14 protein-coding genes are annotated in these 15,577 nt (G+C 59.2%); 9 read left to right on the top strand and 5 right to left on the bottom strand.

What is annotated here, in order from left to right; translation table 11 throughout:
* Nucleotides 1-35 precede the first annotated feature (35 nt).
* Complete coding sequence (locus tag AT6N2_RS21400) at nucleotides 36-833, top strand: lysophospholipid acyltransferase family protein (protein ID WP_209091288.1); 798 nt, start codon at nucleotides 36-38, stop codon at nucleotides 831-833.
* Here the strand turns inward: AT6N2_RS21400 and AT6N2_RS21395 are convergent.
* Nucleotides 806-1,357 carry a gamma-glutamylcyclotransferase gene (locus tag AT6N2_RS21395; RefSeq protein ID WP_144576556.1) on the bottom strand — a complete coding sequence of 184 codons (552 nt, stop codon included), beginning with the start codon at nucleotides 1,355-1,357 and terminating at the stop codon, nucleotides 806-808. The genes AT6N2_RS21400 and AT6N2_RS21395 overlap by 28 nt on opposite strands.
* Before the next feature lie 49 nt (nucleotides 1,358-1,406).
* Here AT6N2_RS21395 and AT6N2_RS21390 point away from each other — a divergent pair, with 49 nt between their 5' ends.
* Nucleotides 1,407-2,408: a DUF2125 domain-containing protein gene (locus tag AT6N2_RS21390; RefSeq protein WP_209091286.1), complete on the top strand. Its 1,002-nt coding sequence runs from the start codon at nucleotides 1,407-1,409 to the stop codon at nucleotides 2,406-2,408.
* Between the two features lie 81 nt (nucleotides 2,409-2,489).
* On the opposite strand, the gene rhaI is transcribed toward AT6N2_RS21390, so the two are convergent.
* Together rhaI and AT6N2_RS21380 are read right to left on the bottom strand one after the other, a co-directional pair.
* Nucleotides 2,490-3,782, bottom strand: coding sequence for an L-rhamnose catabolism isomerase (rhaI, locus tag AT6N2_RS21385; RefSeq protein WP_209091284.1), 1,293 nt, complete (start codon nucleotides 3,780-3,782; stop codon nucleotides 2,490-2,492).
* 189 nt (nucleotides 3,783-3,971) lie between these two features.
* Nucleotides 3,972-6,068, bottom strand: coding sequence for a bifunctional rhamnulose-1-phosphate aldolase/short-chain dehydrogenase (locus tag AT6N2_RS21380; protein WP_209091282.1), 2,097 nt, complete (start codon nucleotides 6,066-6,068; stop codon nucleotides 3,972-3,974).
* Nucleotides 6,069-6,268: 200 nt separating this feature from the next.
* Here AT6N2_RS21380 and AT6N2_RS21375 point away from each other — a divergent pair, with 200 nt between their 5' ends.
* From AT6N2_RS21375 to AT6N2_RS21345, 7 genes are all read left to right on the top strand, one after another.
* Complete coding sequence (locus tag AT6N2_RS21375) at nucleotides 6,269-7,093, top strand: DeoR/GlpR family DNA-binding transcription regulator (protein WP_209091280.1); 825 nt, start codon at nucleotides 6,269-6,271, stop codon at nucleotides 7,091-7,093.
* 46 nt (nucleotides 7,094-7,139) lie between these two features.
* The gene (gene rhaS / locus AT6N2_RS21370) at nucleotides 7,140-8,150 is read left to right on the top strand and encodes a rhamnose ABC transporter substrate-binding protein (protein WP_144576561.1); all 1,011 of its coding nucleotides are present in this window, start codon (nucleotides 7,140-7,142) and stop codon (nucleotides 8,148-8,150) included.
* A 226-nt stretch (nucleotides 8,151-8,376) separates the two neighbouring features.
* Nucleotides 8,377-9,909: a sugar ABC transporter ATP-binding protein gene (locus AT6N2_RS21365; protein WP_233282563.1), complete on the top strand. Its 1,533-nt coding sequence runs from the start codon at nucleotides 8,377-8,379 to the stop codon at nucleotides 9,907-9,909.
* Nucleotides 9,910-9,923: 14 nt separating this feature from the next.
* Nucleotides 9,924-10,925, top strand: a complete 1,002-nt coding sequence (locus AT6N2_RS21360; RefSeq protein ID WP_209091278.1) for an ABC transporter permease — start codon at nucleotides 9,924-9,926, stop codon at nucleotides 10,923-10,925.
* Complete coding sequence (locus tag AT6N2_RS21355; protein ID WP_144576563.1) at nucleotides 10,922-11,932, top strand: ABC transporter permease; 1,011 nt, start codon at nucleotides 10,922-10,924, stop codon at nucleotides 11,930-11,932. Before AT6N2_RS21360 ends, AT6N2_RS21355 begins: the two co-directional genes overlap by 4 nt.
* A gap of 3 nt (nucleotides 11,933-11,935) precedes the next feature.
* Nucleotides 11,936-12,259, top strand: a complete 324-nt coding sequence (gene rhaM / locus AT6N2_RS21350) for an L-rhamnose mutarotase (protein WP_209091276.1) — start codon at nucleotides 11,936-11,938, stop codon at nucleotides 12,257-12,259.
* Nucleotides 12,256-13,647 (top strand): FGGY-family carbohydrate kinase, encoded by a 1,392-nt coding sequence (locus tag AT6N2_RS21345; RefSeq protein ID WP_209091274.1) that lies wholly within the window; start codon nucleotides 12,256-12,258, stop codon nucleotides 13,645-13,647. The genes rhaM and AT6N2_RS21345 overlap by 4 nt, the downstream gene beginning before the upstream one ends.
* Nucleotides 13,648-13,693: 46 nt before the next feature.
* Here the strand turns inward: AT6N2_RS21345 and AT6N2_RS21340 are convergent, their stop codons facing one another.
* Nucleotides 13,694-14,530 (bottom strand): alpha/beta fold hydrolase, encoded by an 837-nt coding sequence (locus tag AT6N2_RS21340; RefSeq protein ID WP_063949191.1) that lies wholly within the window; start codon nucleotides 14,528-14,530, stop codon nucleotides 13,694-13,696.
* Between the two features lie 317 nt (nucleotides 14,531-14,847).
* A complete protein-coding gene (locus tag AT6N2_RS21335; RefSeq protein ID WP_144576567.1) occupies nucleotides 14,848-15,543 on the bottom strand; it encodes an FkbM family methyltransferase in 696 nt (231 codons plus the stop codon).
* Nucleotides 15,544-15,577 lie beyond the last annotated feature (34 nt).

Here is a 15,577-nt window from a genome sequence, read left to right as displayed (position 1 = left end):
GGCGTCGGAACGGCTGCGCCCCGGGAAGGCTGTTGATGCTCAAGCTGCGCTCTTTTCTTTTCAATACGCTGTTTTACCTCAATCTCATCGTCCGCATGATCGTGTTGACGCCGATATATTTCATTCTGCCGCGCAGGATCGCCTACGAAATCCCCAAGAACTGGGCGCGGTCCAACCATTGGCTGATGAAGATCATCGTTGGCACGACTTTCGAAATCGAGGGTCTTGAACACATCCCCGAAACAGGCTGCATTTTTGCGCCGAAGCATCAGTCTTTTTGGGACACCTATGCGCTGCTTCCCAACCTGCACGACCCGGTCTACATCCTGAAGCGCGAACTGCTCTGGATACCGCTATTCGGCTGGTACGCGATGAAGCAGCGCATGATTCCGGTCAACCGCGCGGCGCGCGGCAAGGTGATGCTGAAGGTTATGGAACGCGCGAAAGAGGAAATGGCCGCCGGCCGAGAGTTGATAATCTATCCCGAGGGGACGCGCCGACCGCCGGGCGCCGAGCCTGAATATCGCTACGGCATCGCAAGGCTTTATCGTGACCTTCAGGTTCCTGTCATTCCCGTTGCCATGCATCCCGGCCTCTTCTGGCCACGACGGTCCACCATGCGCTACCCAGGTCACTTCAAGGTGCGTATCCTGCCTGCCATCGAGCCGGGGCTGGACCCAGACGTTTTCTTCAAGCGCCTGATCGAGGTCACGGAGAAGGCGAGCGACGAGTTGCTCCTGGAAACGGCACGCAACAATCCGAGCCTGCCGCTGCCACCGAGCGCAGTCAAGCGGATCGCCGAGCTTCAGGGCCGCGAGAACATCGCCGGCTGAGCGGAAAGCGTATCGACATTCTTCGCGATGTTTTCAAGGAGTGAATCGCGAATGCCCATTTCCTGCAGGTGCCGCACGGTGTTGAAGACGTAATCCGTGTTCGGCCCGGAACGCCCGGTTGCTGCGGCAATGATAACAGCTGATTCGGCGACACCAAGACCGCCGATATATTGCTCATGCGCGGGGTCGGCGACATAAGTGACGGCGGTGGCACGGCGACCTCCAGCGAGCGTCACGGTTACCAGCCGCTCCTTGTAAACGTTCGTTACAAGCTCCCGCTCGCGCAGATAATCCATGACGGGATCACGGTCCGCGCCGCGCACGCGGAACGCAACGCCGAGGCAGGAACCGCCACGCTCGAGCCCGAGAACGAGGCCGGGCCGTTCCTCCGTGCCTCTGTAGAAATTGGAACTGATGCACAGCGAGCGCCGGTACCCGTGAAGCCGGGCCTGCTGCCTCTCCGCAAAGGCGAAGCCGGGGTTCCACATCAACGAACCGTAGCCAAAGACCCAAAAATCGTCCATATCCCAAGCCAAATCAAAATTCCCTGAAGTCTGTTCATCGGAGATCAATATGGCAGCGTCAAGCCAATCCGGCACGGCCAAGAAATTCCTCTGGCTCGCCATCGCCATTCTGGTGGTTATCGGACTTTATACGGCGGGGTGGTTTTACGCCGCCGAGAAATTGAAGCAGACGGTCCTGAACGTCATCTCCCCGTCGCAGGCCCGCAGCGTCAGCGGCGAATGCGGCGATATCGCCTTCAAGGGTTACCCCTTCCGCATCGGCCTCTTCTGCTCCAAGGTGACGGTGGATGACAGCCAGAACGGCGTGTCGGCGTCCTTCGGCGAACTGCGCTCGGCAGCGCAGGTCTATAATCCCGGCCATATCGTCTGGGAACTCGATTCGCCTGCTGAAATCCGCTCCGCGCATGGCCTGACGGTCTCGGCCGAATGGAAAAACATGCAGTCCAGCATCGTCACCAAACTGAAAGGCATCGACCGCAGCTCACTCGTGATCGACGGGCTGAAGGCACAGGCGGTTTCTTCCGTCACCGGTCAGACGATCGACTTTGACGCCGTCAAGACGGAGATGCACCTGCGCCAGAACGGCGCAGACCTCGACGGTGCGATCACGCTTACGGATTCGGCCACCGTCATCAAGGATTGGCCGCAGGTGCTTCCGCGACTGGACGCCATTCTTGATGTCACGCTCGCCGGTAAGGCAGGCATGGTAGATGGTACCGACAAATCCGGCCTATACGGCACCAGCGGGGAGCTTCGCCGCCTCGTTGCCGATATCGGCGAAGGCCGCACGATGCGGATCACCGGTCCCTTCTCCTTCGACAACGAAGGTTACCTGTCGGGCCAGTTCAAGCTGGAGATCGAAAAGCTCGGAGCCTGGTCGGACAATGCGAAGCAGGCTTTCCCGCAGTTGCAGTCCACCATCGAAACCGCCCGCAAACTGCTACGCGCGCTCGCCAGTGGCGCCGACCGCGCCTCCGTCGATCTGGTTGTCGACCACGGACGCGCAACGATCAGCGGCTTCATCCCTCTCGGCAAAATCCCCCCGATCTGAGTGGATACGGAGGCAAGGCGATCACATATAGGTTTCATAAGCCCTGCTCTCCGGCGCTCCTCCACCTAAAGCGCGAGAGGACTACACAATGCCGCCGCTACCGCCTATGGATGCCGGGCGTTCTGCAGCCACCCGCTTTCGGTAGCCGCTGGCACGATAGGTCGCAATCGGGTCAATCGCGCCGCCGGCCTGATGTCGCGCCATGGCGAGAATAGGCTCGACATCGGTACGATAAGCCCGTTTCAACGTATCTGAGGCCATCATCGCATCATTCTCCTGCTGATAGCCATCGAGCGCCATGCGATCCACCAGCAAGGCCTGCGCATAAGCGCGGCGAATTTCATTGGCGCTGGAGATCAGGCTCTCGATCGGGTCCGTCACATTATGCGACTGGTCGATCATATGCGCGGGATGGAAACCCTTCACGCCGCGATGTTCGGCGTCCACCAGTTCGTTAAAGACAAGGAACAGCCGGTAGGGCTCGATCGAGCCGGCATCCAGATCGTCATCGCCATATTTGCTGTCGTTGAAATGGAAACCGCCGAGCTTTCCGAACTGGATAAGCCGGGCGACGATCATCTCGATATTGGTGTTCGGCGCATGATGGCCGAGATCGACGAGGCAGAAGGCCTTTTCGCCGAGCGTATTGGCGATGAGGTAATTGGTGCCCCAGTCCTGTACCACGGTGGAATAGAAGGCCGGCTCGTACATCTTGTGTTCGGAAAAGATGCGCCAATCATCTGGCAGCGCCTTGTAGATATCCGCCATGGCCGCGAGATAACGCTCGAAACTCCTGGTGAAATTGCTCTGGCCGGGGAAGTTGGAGCCATCGCCCACCCACACCGTTAGCGCCTTGGAGCCGATGGCATTGCCAATTTCGACACATTCGATGTTGTGCTCGACGGCCTGCCGACGCGTGGCGGCATCCGTGTGGCTCAGCGACCCGTATTTGTAGGAATGGCTCTGGCCCGGCGCGTCCGAAAACGTGTTGGAATTCATGGCGTCGAAACCGAGGCCCAGCGCATCGGCATGCGCCTTCAATCGCTTCGGGTCTTCCTTATCCCACGGAATATGCAGGGAAACGTTGGGCGTCGCCCGTGTCAGCTGGTTGATGACGGCGCAATCATCGAGCTTGTCGAAAATGCCGCGGGGCTCGCCCGTGCCGGGAAAACGGGCAAAACGGGTGCCACCGGTACCAACGCCCCAAGAGGGCACGGCGACGAAAAACTCCGCCACCTTGGCGGCGATGGCATCGATATCAATATTGCGGCGGCCAAGCTGGTTGCCAAGCGCATCGTAATCTTGCGTCAGCGCGACAATGCGTTTTTCGTTTTCAGCCGCGATAACATCAGCGGCGATTTTCGTCTCGGTCATTTCTTCCTCCCCGGAATTGGTCCCGTGCATGCTTAGCTTATAGACCTTATCTCCGTCATACCGGCACTGTGCCGGTGTCCGGTCGACGCGCGTCCGCGCGGCGGGATAAGTTCCTTCAGCCCAAGGAGTTGGGCTGGCTGGATTCCGGCACAATGCCGGAATGACGGAAATAAGAAGGCCCCAAACGCCCTATCGCGTAAAACTCTGCGCATTACCGGCATCGACATTGATGATGTTGCCGGTCGATTTGGCGGAGGCGTCGGACGCCAGGAAGTAGATCGCCTCGGCGATATCTTCCGGAAAGACGTTCAGCTTCAGCATCGACCGCTTGCGGTAATGTTCCTCCAGGTCGGTCACCTCGATCTTGGAAGACGCCGCGCGCTGCTCGCGCCATTCGCCGCTCCAGATCTTCGAACCGCGCAGGACGGCATCGGGATTGACAGTGTTGACGCGAATGCCGGCTTCTGCCCCTTCGAGCGCAAGGCAACGGGCGAGATGAATTTCAGCGGCCTTTGCCGTGCAATAGGCCGACGCATTGGGAGAAGAGGCAAGGCCATTCTTGGAAGCGACAAAAACGACGTTGCCGCCGAGATTCTGTCGCCGCAGCAGCCGGAATGCTTCTCTCGAAACGAGGAAATAGCCTGTCGCGAGAATGTCGATATTCTTGTTCCACATGGCAAGCGTCGTCTCTTCCACCGGGGCGGAGGAGGCGATGCCGGCATTGGAGACCAGAATATCCACACCCCCGAATTCCACGCTCGCTTCCGCAAAGGCGGAAATGACGGCATCTTCCTGCGTCACATCAAGCTTGACGGTGCGCACCGCATCGCCGCTGTAACTTTTGACGAAATCACCCTTGGCAGCTTCCAGCGCCGCCTCGTCAATATCCGCCAGCACAACGCAGGCGCCCTCGCCTGCCAGCCGTTCCGCGGTTGCCCGGCCTATGCCGCCGGCACCACCGGTGACGAAGGCGACGCGGCCGGCAAGACTTTTCGGCTTCGGCATGCGTTGCAGCTTTGCTTCTTCCAGCAGCCAATATTCGATATCGAAGGCTTCCTGCTCCGGAAGACCCTGATATTCCGATACGGTGGAAGCACCGCGCATCACGTTGATGGCGTTGACGTAAAACTCGCCGGCAATGCGGGCGGTCGCCTTATCTTTCGCGAAAGACAACATGCCGACGCCGGGGATGAGGAAAATCACCGGGTTCGGATCGCGCATCTTCGGTGAATTATCGTGGCGGCAGGCCTCATAGTAGCGCGTGTAATCCGCGCGGTAAGCCTCAAGCGCCGAGTCGAGACCGGCGGTAAGCGCGTCCACATCCGGGTTCGCCGTATCGAGATCGAGAATCAGCGGACGGATTTTCGTGCGCAGGAAATGGTCCGGGCAGGATGTCCCGAGGTTCCCGAGCGGCTTCAGGTCTTTCGAATTGACGAATTCCAGAACCGCATCCTGATCATCGAAATGGCCGAGCTTGCGTTCCTCGCGGCCGATGCTGCCACGGATTTCCGGCATCAGCCGGGCAGCGATGGCGCGACGTTGGGCTACCGGCAGGCTCTTGGCCACGGCACCGCCGAAAATCACTTTGCCTTCGGTCTTTTCCGCAAACCACTCGATCGCCTTGTTGATGATCGCGAGCGTCAGTTCGTAGCAAGCCTTTGCGTCGTTATCCCAGGTGAAGAGGCCGTGACTTTCCAGCACCACGCCCTTGGCCCCAGGATTGGCCTTGACGAAAGCTTCGAGATCAAGACCCAACTGGAAACCGGGACGACGCCAGGGTAGCCAGCCGATTTCATCGCCAAAGATCTGCTGCGTCAGTTCTTTCGAATTCTTCGAGGCGGCAATCGCAATGATCGCATCGGGATGCATGTGATCGACATGATCATAGGGCACGAAACCATGCAGCGGCGTATCGATGGAGGCGGCGCGCGGGTTGAGGTTGAAGGTGCAGTGCGGCAGGAAACCGACCATGCGGTCCTCGTCTTCAACGCCCTTATAAATGCCCTTCAGCGCTTCCAGCTTCTCGAGATAAAGCGTTGCGAAACCATCAAGCTTGATGGTGCCGACATCGCCGCCGGAGCCTTTGACCCACATAACACGGACCTTTTCGCCGGTCAGCGGATCAGTCTCAAGAACCTTCGCAGACGTATTGCCGCCACCATAATTGGTGATGCGCTTGTCGGCCCCCAAGAGATTGGAGCGATAAAGCAGCTTGCCGGGCTCATCGAGCGTCTTCGCATAGGCGTCGTCCCAACGGCTTTCGAGAAGGCGGGATGTTCCCGTCATGTCTTCCTCCCAATATCTGTCTGCATTCGCGGAGCCGATATCGGCCCGCCTCCTTTAATGGCAGGTATCGCGCATCCAAAAGCACAATGTCAATCAAAAACGATCATAAATTCTCATGCTGCAGCGCGATATTGAATAATTTGATCGTTCTTGATTGACAACGTAAAGAGTTTGCGAATAATCACGGTCAGGAGGACCCCATGCACGAACGCGAACGCCATCGCATCATCTTGAGCGCCACACAGGAAAAAGCTGTCGTGACGGTGCAGGATATTGCCGAACTGACGGATGCGTCGGAAGCGACGATCCGCAGGGATATCGCGTCTTTGCATGTTCAGGGAAAGTTGCGGCGCGTGCGCGGCGGGGCGGAGGCGGTCCATCCGCCGCAGCTCGGCAACCTTGCAGCCCGACCGTTCCGCGTTTCCGAATCGGTCAATATCGACAAGAAACGCGCAATTGCGCGCAAAGCGGTCGATCTGTGCCACGATGGCGACGCGATCATCCTGAATGGCGGCACCACGACATTTCAGATGGTGCATTACATGGCGGCGCGCCGCCTGCAGGTGATGACCAATTCTTTCGCCATCGCCGAGCATCTGGTCAAACATTCCAAATGCAGTGTCAGCGTGCCAGGCGGCGCGATCTATCGCGACCAGAGCCTGATCCTGTCGCCTTTCGAGAATGATGCGATCCGCAATTTTTATGCGCGGCGGATATTTCTCGGTGCGCAAGGTGTCGGCGCGCTCGGCATTATGGAATCCGACGCGCTGGTGATCCAGAGCGAACAGAAGCTGATGCGGCAGGCGGAAGAGCTGATCGTAATGGTCGATTCTTCCAAATTCCAGAAACGGTCCAGCCTGATTTTATGCCCGCTCGAAAACGTCACGACCATCATCACCGATGACGGGATTTCAGACGAGGCGGCAAGGATGGTGGAAAATGCCGGCGTCGAATTGCTGATTGCCGGTGCCGTCGGAAAAACATCCGGCCCGCCGGATGAGGAGCATTCTTCTTCGGTCGCATGAGGAGCGCCGGAGAGAAAACAAGGTTCAAAACGGGAGGAAAAGGGACATGAAACTTACACGCAGAACATTGACCAGCGTCTTGGCACTGAGCGCGGCGCTTTCCGTCGCGGGGCTGGGCGGCGTCGCCCAGGCCGCCGACGTCAAGATCGCGCTCGTCGTCAAATCGCTCGGCAACGGCTTTTTCGAAGCCGCCAACAAGGGCGCACAGGAAGCCGCAAAGGACCTCGGCGGCGTCGAGATCATCTATACCGGCCCGACCAGCACCACGGCGGAAGGCCAGATCGAAGTCATCAATTCGTTGATCGCGCAGGGCGTTGACGCCATCGCGATTTCCGCAAACGATCCTGACGCCGTTGTGCCTGCACTGAAAAAGGCGGCACAGCGCGGTATCAAGGTCATTTCCTGGGATTCCGGCGTAGCACCTGAAGGCCGCATTCTCCAGCTCAACCCCTCGTCCAACGCGCTGATCGGCAAGATGTGCCTGCAGCTGGCTGCGGCACATCTGGAAGGCGGCAAGGGCGATTTCGCCATTCTCTCTGCTACCACCACCTCCACGAACCAGAATGTCTGGATCGGCGAGATGAAAAAGCAGCTGAAGGATTTCCCCGGCCTCAACCTCGTCACCACGGTTTACGGTGACGACCTTGCCGACAAGAGCTATCGCGAAGCGCAGGGCCTGCTCTCCTCGCAGCCGAATGTGAAGGTCATCGTGGCACCGACGACGGTCGGCGTTCTCGCCGCTTCGCAGGCCGTGAAGGATGCGGGCAAGATCGGTCAGGTCTTCGTCACAGGCCTTGGCCTGCCGTCCGAAATGGCGGGCGCCATCAAGTCCGGTGCGACAAAGGAATTCGCCATCTGGAACCCGATCGACCTCGGTTACTCCGCCACCCAGATCGCCTATCGTCTGGTAAAGGGCGAAACCGATGGCAAGCCGGGCTCGGAAATCGAAGCTGGCCGCATGGGCAAGATCAAGGTTGGCGAAAACAGCGAAGCGGCGATGGCTGATCCGTTCATCTATGACGCGAAGAATATCGATCAGTTCTCGAAGATTTTTTGATCTTGATAATATCCGGCGGTGCGAAGGTCGCCCCCCTCTGCCCTGCCGGGCATCTCCCCCACAAAGGGGGAGATCGATATGCGGCGGCCTCTCGGCCATCTCCAACGTTGCGAGTGAGCGAGCGTTTTCTTCTGGCCGATCTCCCTCCTTGTGGGGGAGATGCCCGGCAGGGCAGAGGGGGGTAGCCCCGATCACTTCACTCGAAACTGACCGGTAAGACCTGATAATGCATGCTGAAACCCAAACCATCAACATGACAGAGGCCCCCAGCCCCACGCCCATTCTGGAAATGCGCGGCATCAGCCAGATATTCCCTGGCGTGAAAGCGCTCGATAGCGTCGATATCGCGCTATACCCCGGCAAGGTTACCGCGCTGATCGGCGAGAACGGCGCGGGCAAATCCACGCTCGTCAAGATCCTTACCGGCATCTATCGCCCGAACGAAGGCGAAATCCTGCTGGATGGCAAGACTGTCCACTTTCACAGCGCACAGGATGCCATCGATGCAGGCGTTACCGCCATTCATCAGGAAACCGTGCTGTTCGATGAGCTTTCGGTCGGCGAAAACATCTTCCTCGGCCATGCGCCAAAAGGCCGTTTTGGCCTGATCGACTGGAAGACCATCAATGCGCGTGCCAGAAGTCTGCTGGAACAGCTGGAAAGCACCATCGATCCTTCAATTCGGCTGAAAGACTTGTCGATTGCGCAGCGCCATCTGGTCGCAATCGCCAGAGCGCTGTCCGTCGAGGCGCGTATCGTTATCATGGACGAGCCGACCGCGGCTCTTTCCCGCAAGGAAATCGACGATCTCTTCCGTATCGTTGAAGGTCTAAAGCGGCAGGGCAAGGCGATCCTCTTCATCAGCCACAAGTTCGATGAAGTCTATGAAATCGCCGAGAATTATGCCGTGTTCCGTGACGGAAAAATGGTTGGCGCCGGCACGCTTGCCACCACCCCGCAAGATGAAATCGTGCGACTGATGGTTGGCCGCGACGTGACGAATGCCTTTCCCAAACAGGCCGTCCCCCTTGGTCCAACGGTTCTTTCAGTCCGCGATTATTCACATCAGACCGAATTCCGCGATATTTCCCTGAATCTGCGCAGGGGTGAAATTCTCGGTCTTTACGGGCTGATCGGCGCCGGGCGCTCCGAACTTTGCCAGTCGTTGTTCGGCATCACCCGCCCGGCCTCAGGTGAGGTGACGCTGAACGGCCAGCCGCTCGCCATCCGCTCGCCTGAAGATGCGATCCGCGCCGGCATCGTTTATGTGCCGGAAGAGCGCGGTCGTCATGGGCTGGCGCTCGATATGCCGATCTACCAGAACATGTCGCTGCCCTCCCTCACCCGCACCTCGCGCAAAGGTTTTCTCGCCGCCGCCAATGAATTCGCGCTGGCGCGCAAATATGCCGCGCGGCTCGATCTGCGCGCCGCCGCCCTTTCGGTGCCTGTTGGCACGCTTTCGGGCGGCAACCAGCAGAAGGTGGTGATTGGCAAGTGGCTCGCCACCCAGCCGAAGGTCATCATTCTCGATGAACCGACCAAGGGCATCGATATCGGCTCCAAGGCCGCCGTGCATGGCTTCATCAGCGAGCTTGCCGCCGAAGGCCTGTCCATCATCATGATTTCATCCGAACTTCCCGAAATCCTCGGCATGTCCGACCGCGCCATCGTGATGCGAGAAGGCCTGATGGCGGGCCAGTTCGAACGCGCCGATTTTTCTCCGGAAAAGCTGGTGCGCGCCGCCACCGGCAATGCCTGAGAGGGGCCACGAACATGCAACGTCTACTCAAAAATCGCGAATGGCTGCTGGCGGGCATCATCATCGTCATGATTGCTGGCTTTGCCCTGCGCGCACCCGGCTTCGGCCGGCCCGGCAATCTCGTCAACATATTCAATGATACGTCCATCCTCATCATTCTGGCGCTCGGCCAGATGGCGGTCATTCTCACCAGATCCATCGATCTCTCCGTCGCCGCCAATCTCGCCTTTACCGGCATGGCCGTGGCGATGACCAATGCCGCCTTTCCGGGCATTCCGCTGCCGCTTCTCATTGCCATGGCGGTCGGCATCGGGGCGTTTCTGGGTTCCATCAACGGCATACTCGTCTGGTGGCTCGGCATTCCGCCCATCGTCGTCACGCTCGGCACCCTTACCATCTATCGCGGCATGGCCTTCGTGCTTTCGGGCGGCGGCTGGGTGAATGCGCATCAGTTTTCGCCGACCTTCCTCAATGTGCCGCGCACCATGATCCTCGGCATGCCGGTTCTGTCGTGGGTCGCCATTCTCATCATTGCCGGGGCCTGGCTGGTGCTCACGCGCAGCTCCTTCGGTCGCTCCGCTTACGCCGCCGGCGGCAATCCTGGTGCTGCCGTCTATGCCGGCATCGATGTCGGCCGCACCCGCTTCTTCGCCTTCGTGCTCTCGGGCGCGCTCGCCGGTCTCGCCAGCTATCTCTGGGTGTCGCGTTACGCCGTCGCCTATGTGGATATCGCCGCCGGTTTCGAACTGGATAGTGTGGCGGCCAATGTGATCGGCGGCATCTCGATTGCCGGCGGCATCGGCTCGGTGGCAGGAGCGGTGCTTGGCGCGCTGTTCCTCGGCGTCATCAAGAACGCGCTGCCCGTCATCGGCATCTCGCCCTTCGCGCAGATGGCGATATCAGGCGTGGTCATCGTGCTCGCTGTTGTCTTCAACGCGCGCGCTGAGGCCAGGAAGGGCCGCATCATCCTGCGTGACAGGGCCGCCGCAAACCATGGCAAGGAAGCATCCGCATGAGCACGAACTCCCAACCATCGCAGGCGCCGCGCGTCATTCCCGACAAACTCGGCACGCCGCTCAGCCGTATCATGGCCAGTTGGGAAGTGCTGCTGCTTGGCGTCGCGATCCTCATCTTCATCGCCAATTCGCTCGCCTCGCCCTATTTCCTCAATGCCTGGAATCTGTCTGACGCCACCTTCAACTTCACGGAAAAGGCCATCATCGCCTTTGCCATGGCGCTTCTGATCATCGCCGGTGAAATCGACCTGTCGGTCGCCGCGATCATCGCGCTCGCCTCCACCGCCATGGGAGCGGCGGTGCAGATGGGTGTCGGCACGCCCGGCCTCGTCGCCATTGGCATTGGCACCGGGCTTTTCTGCGGCGCCTTCAACGGCTTTCTGGTCGCGGGGCTGAAACTGCCCTCTATCGTCGTCACCATCGGCACCATGAGCCTGTTTCGCGGTATTTCCTACATGGTGCTGGGGGATCAGGCCTATGGCAAATATCCGGCGGATTTCGGCTATTTCGGTCAAGGCTATGTGTTCTGGGTGATCTCCTTCGAATTCGTGCTGTTCATCGTCATGGCCGTCCTCTTCGCCATTTTGCTGCACGCCACCAATTTCGGCCGGCAGGTCTATGTCATCGGCACCAACCCCTTCGCCGCCCGCTTTTCCGGCATTCCCGTCGAGCGCGTGAAGTTCATCCTCTTCCTGCTCACCGGCCTGATGAGCGGCATCGCCGCCGTCTGCCTCACCTCGCGGCTCGGCTCTACCCGCCCGTCGATCGCTCAAGGCTGGGAGCTTGAGGTGGTGACCATGGTGGTGCTGGGCGGCGTTTCCATTCTCGGCGGTTCCGGCACAATTGCAGGCGTCGTCATCGCCGCCTTCGTCATGGGCCTCGTCACTTTCGGTCTCGGTCTTTTGAATGTGCCCGGTATCGTCATGTCGATCTTTGTCGGTCTGCTGCTGATCATCACCATCGCCATCCCCATCGTCGTCCGCCGCCTTCGAGCCATGAAAGGCTGAGCCATGCCGGAACTCGAAAAACACGCCTTCAAGATGAAACTCTTCGCCGGCAAGGAGGCCGAATACAAAAAGCGCCACGACGAGATATGGCCTGAACTGGTGGCGCTGCTGCACGAGGCAGGTGTCAGCGACTACTCCATCCATCTCGACCCGGAAACCAACACTCTCTTCGGCGTGCTGACGCGGCCGAAGACCCACGGCATGGCGGCTTTGCCCGAACACCCCGTGATGAAAAAGTGGTGGGCCCATATGGCCGACATCATGGACAGCAATCCCGATAATTCACCCGTTGTAAAAGACCTGGTGACGGTGTTCCATCTGCCATGAGCGAGAGCACCAGACCGAGCCGGGTCGCGGTCATCGATATCGGCAAGACCAATGCCAAAGTGGTCGTCATCGACACCGGCAGCGGCGAGGAAATTGCCTGCGAGAAGCGGACGAACCCCGTTCTCCGCGATGGCCCCTACCCGCATTATGATGTGGAGATGCTCTGGCACTTCATTCTTTCCGCGCTTCAGCGGTTTGGCCGCGAGCCGGGTTTCGATGCGATTTCCATTACCACCCATGGCGCTTCAGCAGCGCTTCTCGATGGAAACGGCAACCTTGCCATGCCGGTGCTCGATTACGAACATAGCTACCCCAAACCCGTTCAGAAAGTATATCGCGAGCTCAGGCCCGATTTCGCAGAGACCGGCTCGCCGCAGCTTCCTGCAGGACTGAACCTCGGTGCACAAATCCATTTCCAGAAAACCGCCTTTCCGGACGATTTCGCCAAGGTGCGCGACATCGTCACTTACCCGCAATATTGGGCAGGGCTGCTGACCGGCGTTCAGGCAACCGAAACGACATCGCTTGGTTGCCACACGGACCTGTGGAACCCGCGCCGGAAGAGCTTTTCCTCGCTGGTGGAGCGTCTCGGCATCCAGCATCTGATGGCGCCTGTCCGCTCCGCTTTCGATGTGCTGGGAACGATCCACCCATCGCTGGCGCAGGAAACCGGGCTGTCTGCGACGATGCCGGTCTATTGCGGCATCCATGATTCCAATGCCTCGCTCCTGCCGCACCTTCTTCGCCGCAACGGAGATTTTTCTGTCGTTTCCACCGGCACCTGGGTGGTGAATTTCGCCATTGGCGGCAAGGCGGATGCATTGGATCCCAGCCGCGATACGCTTTTGAATGTCGATGCCCTCGGGCGACCCGTTCCTTCCTCTCGCTTCATGGGCGGCAGGGAATATGAGATGTTGGCGGCGCAATTCGGGCCAGCGACGATCCACGAGATTGAAGCCGCGCTCGGCGGAGTTATCGAAAAAGGAATGATGCTGCTGCCGAGCGTTGTCAGCGGCTCCGGCCCCTTTCCGGAAAAGGCGGCACGCTGGATCGCCGATGGCGATGCAACAGGGGCGGAGCGACATGCCACTGCCTCGCTCTATCTCGCCCTGATGACGGAATTCTGCCTTTCGCTCGTTGAACGACGAGGACCTGTGGTCGTTGAAGGACCCTTCGCCGGAAACACGCTCTATTTGAAGGCACTCGCCGCTTTCGCAGAAACCGACGTCATTGCCATGGAAGGCTCGACGGGAACCAGTGCGGGTGCTGCGCTCCTCACCGGGATCAAGCCGGTTGCAGGGCGAGAGCGTCATTTCACGGCGGGGGATATCCCCGAGCTGACGTCCTATCGCACCGCCTGGCGGGACAATCTGGCCTCGCCCAAATAAAATGCGGCCGAGTAACCGGCCGCATTCCTCCCGTTCTGCAGAAGCCTCAGCCCTTGATAAAGGCAAGCAGGTCGGCGTTCAGCACATCGGCATTGACGGTCAGCATGCCGTGCGAGAAGCCGGGATAGGTCTTCAGGGTGCCGTTTTTCAGCAGCTTGATCGATTTGTGAGCCGAGTCGGCGATCGGAACGATCTGGTCGTCTTCGCCGTGCAGAACCAGCGTCGGAACGCTGATATTCTTCAGGTCTTCGGTCTGGTCGGTTTCAGAAAAGGCCTTGATGCCGTCGTAGTGGGCCTTTGCGCTGCCCATCATGCCCTGACGCCACCAGTTCTGGATCACGCCTTCATGAACGGTCGCGCCATCGCGGTTGAAACCATAGAACGGGCCAGCCGGCACGTCGCGGAAGAACTGCGCACGGTTTGCGGCAAGCGCCGAGCGGAAGCCGTCGAAAACCTCCATCGGCAGGCCTTCCGGATTGGCTTCGGTCTTCACCATGATCGGTGGTACGGCGGAAACGAGAACGGCCTTGGCGACACGGCCGGCGGGCTCACCATGCTTTGCGACATAACGGGCAACCTCGCCGCCGCCGGTGGAGTGACCGATATGGACGGCGTTCTTCAGGTCCAGCGCCTCAACGACCGCAAAGGCGTCGGAAGCATAATGATCCATGTCGTGCCCCTCCGAGACCTGCGCCGAGCGGCCGTGGCCACGGCGGTCATGGGCGACGACGCGAAACCCCTTGGAGAGGAAGAACAGCATCTGCGCATCCCAGTCATCGGAAGAGAGCGGCCAGCCGTGGTGGAAAACGATCGGCTGGGCATCCTTCGGGCCCCAGTCCTTGTAGAAGATTTCGGTTCCGTCTGTCGTCTTAACAAAGCCCATAATCGTTTCTCCTTCGGTTGCGTTGGCATCTCCGGTGCATCCTGTTGTGCGCCGGTTTGATGGAGGGATAATGACGCAGGAAAACGGCCTCAACAATTACAATAATAATTCGGAATGAATTGCGTTTTTGGCAATAATAATGGAGCCGCCCGCTACCAGATGAATTGTGACACGGGCACTAAACGGCATGAAGCTCCAAAGGTTGCGCCGGATGGCGCAAGCGGCTGGTAAAATGATTGCGGGCAAAACGCTAAGCGCCCTGCCCGCAGTTTAAAACAAACTTTCCAACGTCGCTCTCGGCGTGAGATGCCCGGCTTTCAATCCACCTCGGGATCGTATTCCCTCGGGCCGTCATCCCGGGAAAACAGCACGCAGGGACCGCGAGAGCCGCGCGGATCATAGGCATAACCTTTGGCGGTGAGTGCCTGCATGATGTCGCGGACGCCGGCGAGACCGTAAAGGTGGTCGTGCAGTTCAACGAATATCCGCTCCACGCCGGCAAGCTCGGCCTTGCCGAGCAGATCGCGCTCCGCGCCTTCTATATCCATAACGAGCGCGGTAATGCCCTGCTCCGCAACAAATTCATCGATATTCGCGGAGGAGATTTCGATGCGTTTTTCATAAGGGCCCTGATTTTCGTCCATGGACGACATCCAGAGATCCTTGCGAACATAAAAGGCATAGGAGCTCGGCTCGTCGGCGGTAAGAAGTCCCTGCGAAAACACGACATTGCCGCGGCAATTGGCCTTGATGACCCGCTCCGCGAGCGCGGCCGTGGAGGGATTGGCCTCGAAAGCCCAGACGGATACATCCTCAATGCCGGCGATGATCGAGGTGATGATGCCGATGCCCGATCCCAACTCGAGAACACGATCGCCTGGTTTGATGGCTTTCAGGACGCTCCGCGCTTCTTTTGCCTCATAGCTGCCGTCGGTCAGCGCCTGCCAGATGACGGGCGAGACCTCATCGGAAGAAAGAGGAAGGGCCACCCCATGCACGTCCAGTATTTCCATTAGTTCATGCCTTTTCATAAAGTCAGCAACGTCA

This window comes from Agrobacterium tumefaciens (assembly GCF_017726655.1).
GTDB classification, from domain to species: domain Bacteria; phylum Pseudomonadota; class Alphaproteobacteria; order Rhizobiales; family Rhizobiaceae; genus Agrobacterium; species Agrobacterium tumefaciens_B.
This window is presented reverse-complemented; position numbering and strand designations above follow the sequence as displayed.

Bases quoted from the DNA above. Each gene is read 5' to 3' on its own strand.
- AT6N2_RS21400 (WP_209091288.1), top strand. From the start codon at position 36: ATGCTCAAGCTGCGCTCTTTTCTTTTCAATACGCTGTTTTACCTCAAT.
- AT6N2_RS21395 (WP_144576556.1), bottom strand. From the start codon at position 1,357: ATGGACGATTTTTGGGTCTTTGGCTACGGTTCGTTGATGTGGAACCCC.
- AT6N2_RS21390 (WP_209091286.1), top strand. From the start codon at position 1,407: ATGGCAGCGTCAAGCCAATCCGGCACGGCCAAGAAATTCCTCTGGCTC.
- rhaI (WP_209091284.1), bottom strand. From the start codon at position 3,782: ATGACCGAGACGAAAATCGCCGCTGATGTTATCGCGGCTGAAAACGAA.
- AT6N2_RS21380 (WP_209091282.1), bottom strand. From the start codon at position 6,068: ATGACGGGAACATCCCGCCTTCTCGAAAGCCGTTGGGACGACGCCTAT.
- AT6N2_RS21375 (WP_209091280.1), top strand. From the start codon at position 6,269: ATGCACGAACGCGAACGCCATCGCATCATCTTGAGCGCCACACAGGAA.
- rhaS (WP_144576561.1), top strand. From the start codon at position 7,140: ATGAAACTTACACGCAGAACATTGACCAGCGTCTTGGCACTGAGCGCG.
- AT6N2_RS21365 (WP_233282563.1), top strand. From the start codon at position 8,377: ATGCATGCTGAAACCCAAACCATCAACATGACAGAGGCCCCCAGCCCC.
- AT6N2_RS21360 (WP_209091278.1), top strand. From the start codon at position 9,924: ATGCAACGTCTACTCAAAAATCGCGAATGGCTGCTGGCGGGCATCATC.
- AT6N2_RS21355 (WP_144576563.1), top strand. From the start codon at position 10,922: ATGAGCACGAACTCCCAACCATCGCAGGCGCCGCGCGTCATTCCCGAC.
- rhaM (WP_209091276.1), top strand. From the start codon at position 11,936: ATGCCGGAACTCGAAAAACACGCCTTCAAGATGAAACTCTTCGCCGGC.
- AT6N2_RS21345 (WP_209091274.1), top strand. From the start codon at position 12,256: ATGAGCGAGAGCACCAGACCGAGCCGGGTCGCGGTCATCGATATCGGC.
- AT6N2_RS21340 (WP_063949191.1), bottom strand. From the start codon at position 14,530: ATGGGCTTTGTTAAGACGACAGACGGAACCGAAATCTTCTACAAGGAC.
- AT6N2_RS21335 (WP_144576567.1), bottom strand. From the start codon at position 15,543: ATGGAAATACTGGACGTGCATGGGGTGGCCCTTCCTCTTTCTTCCGAT.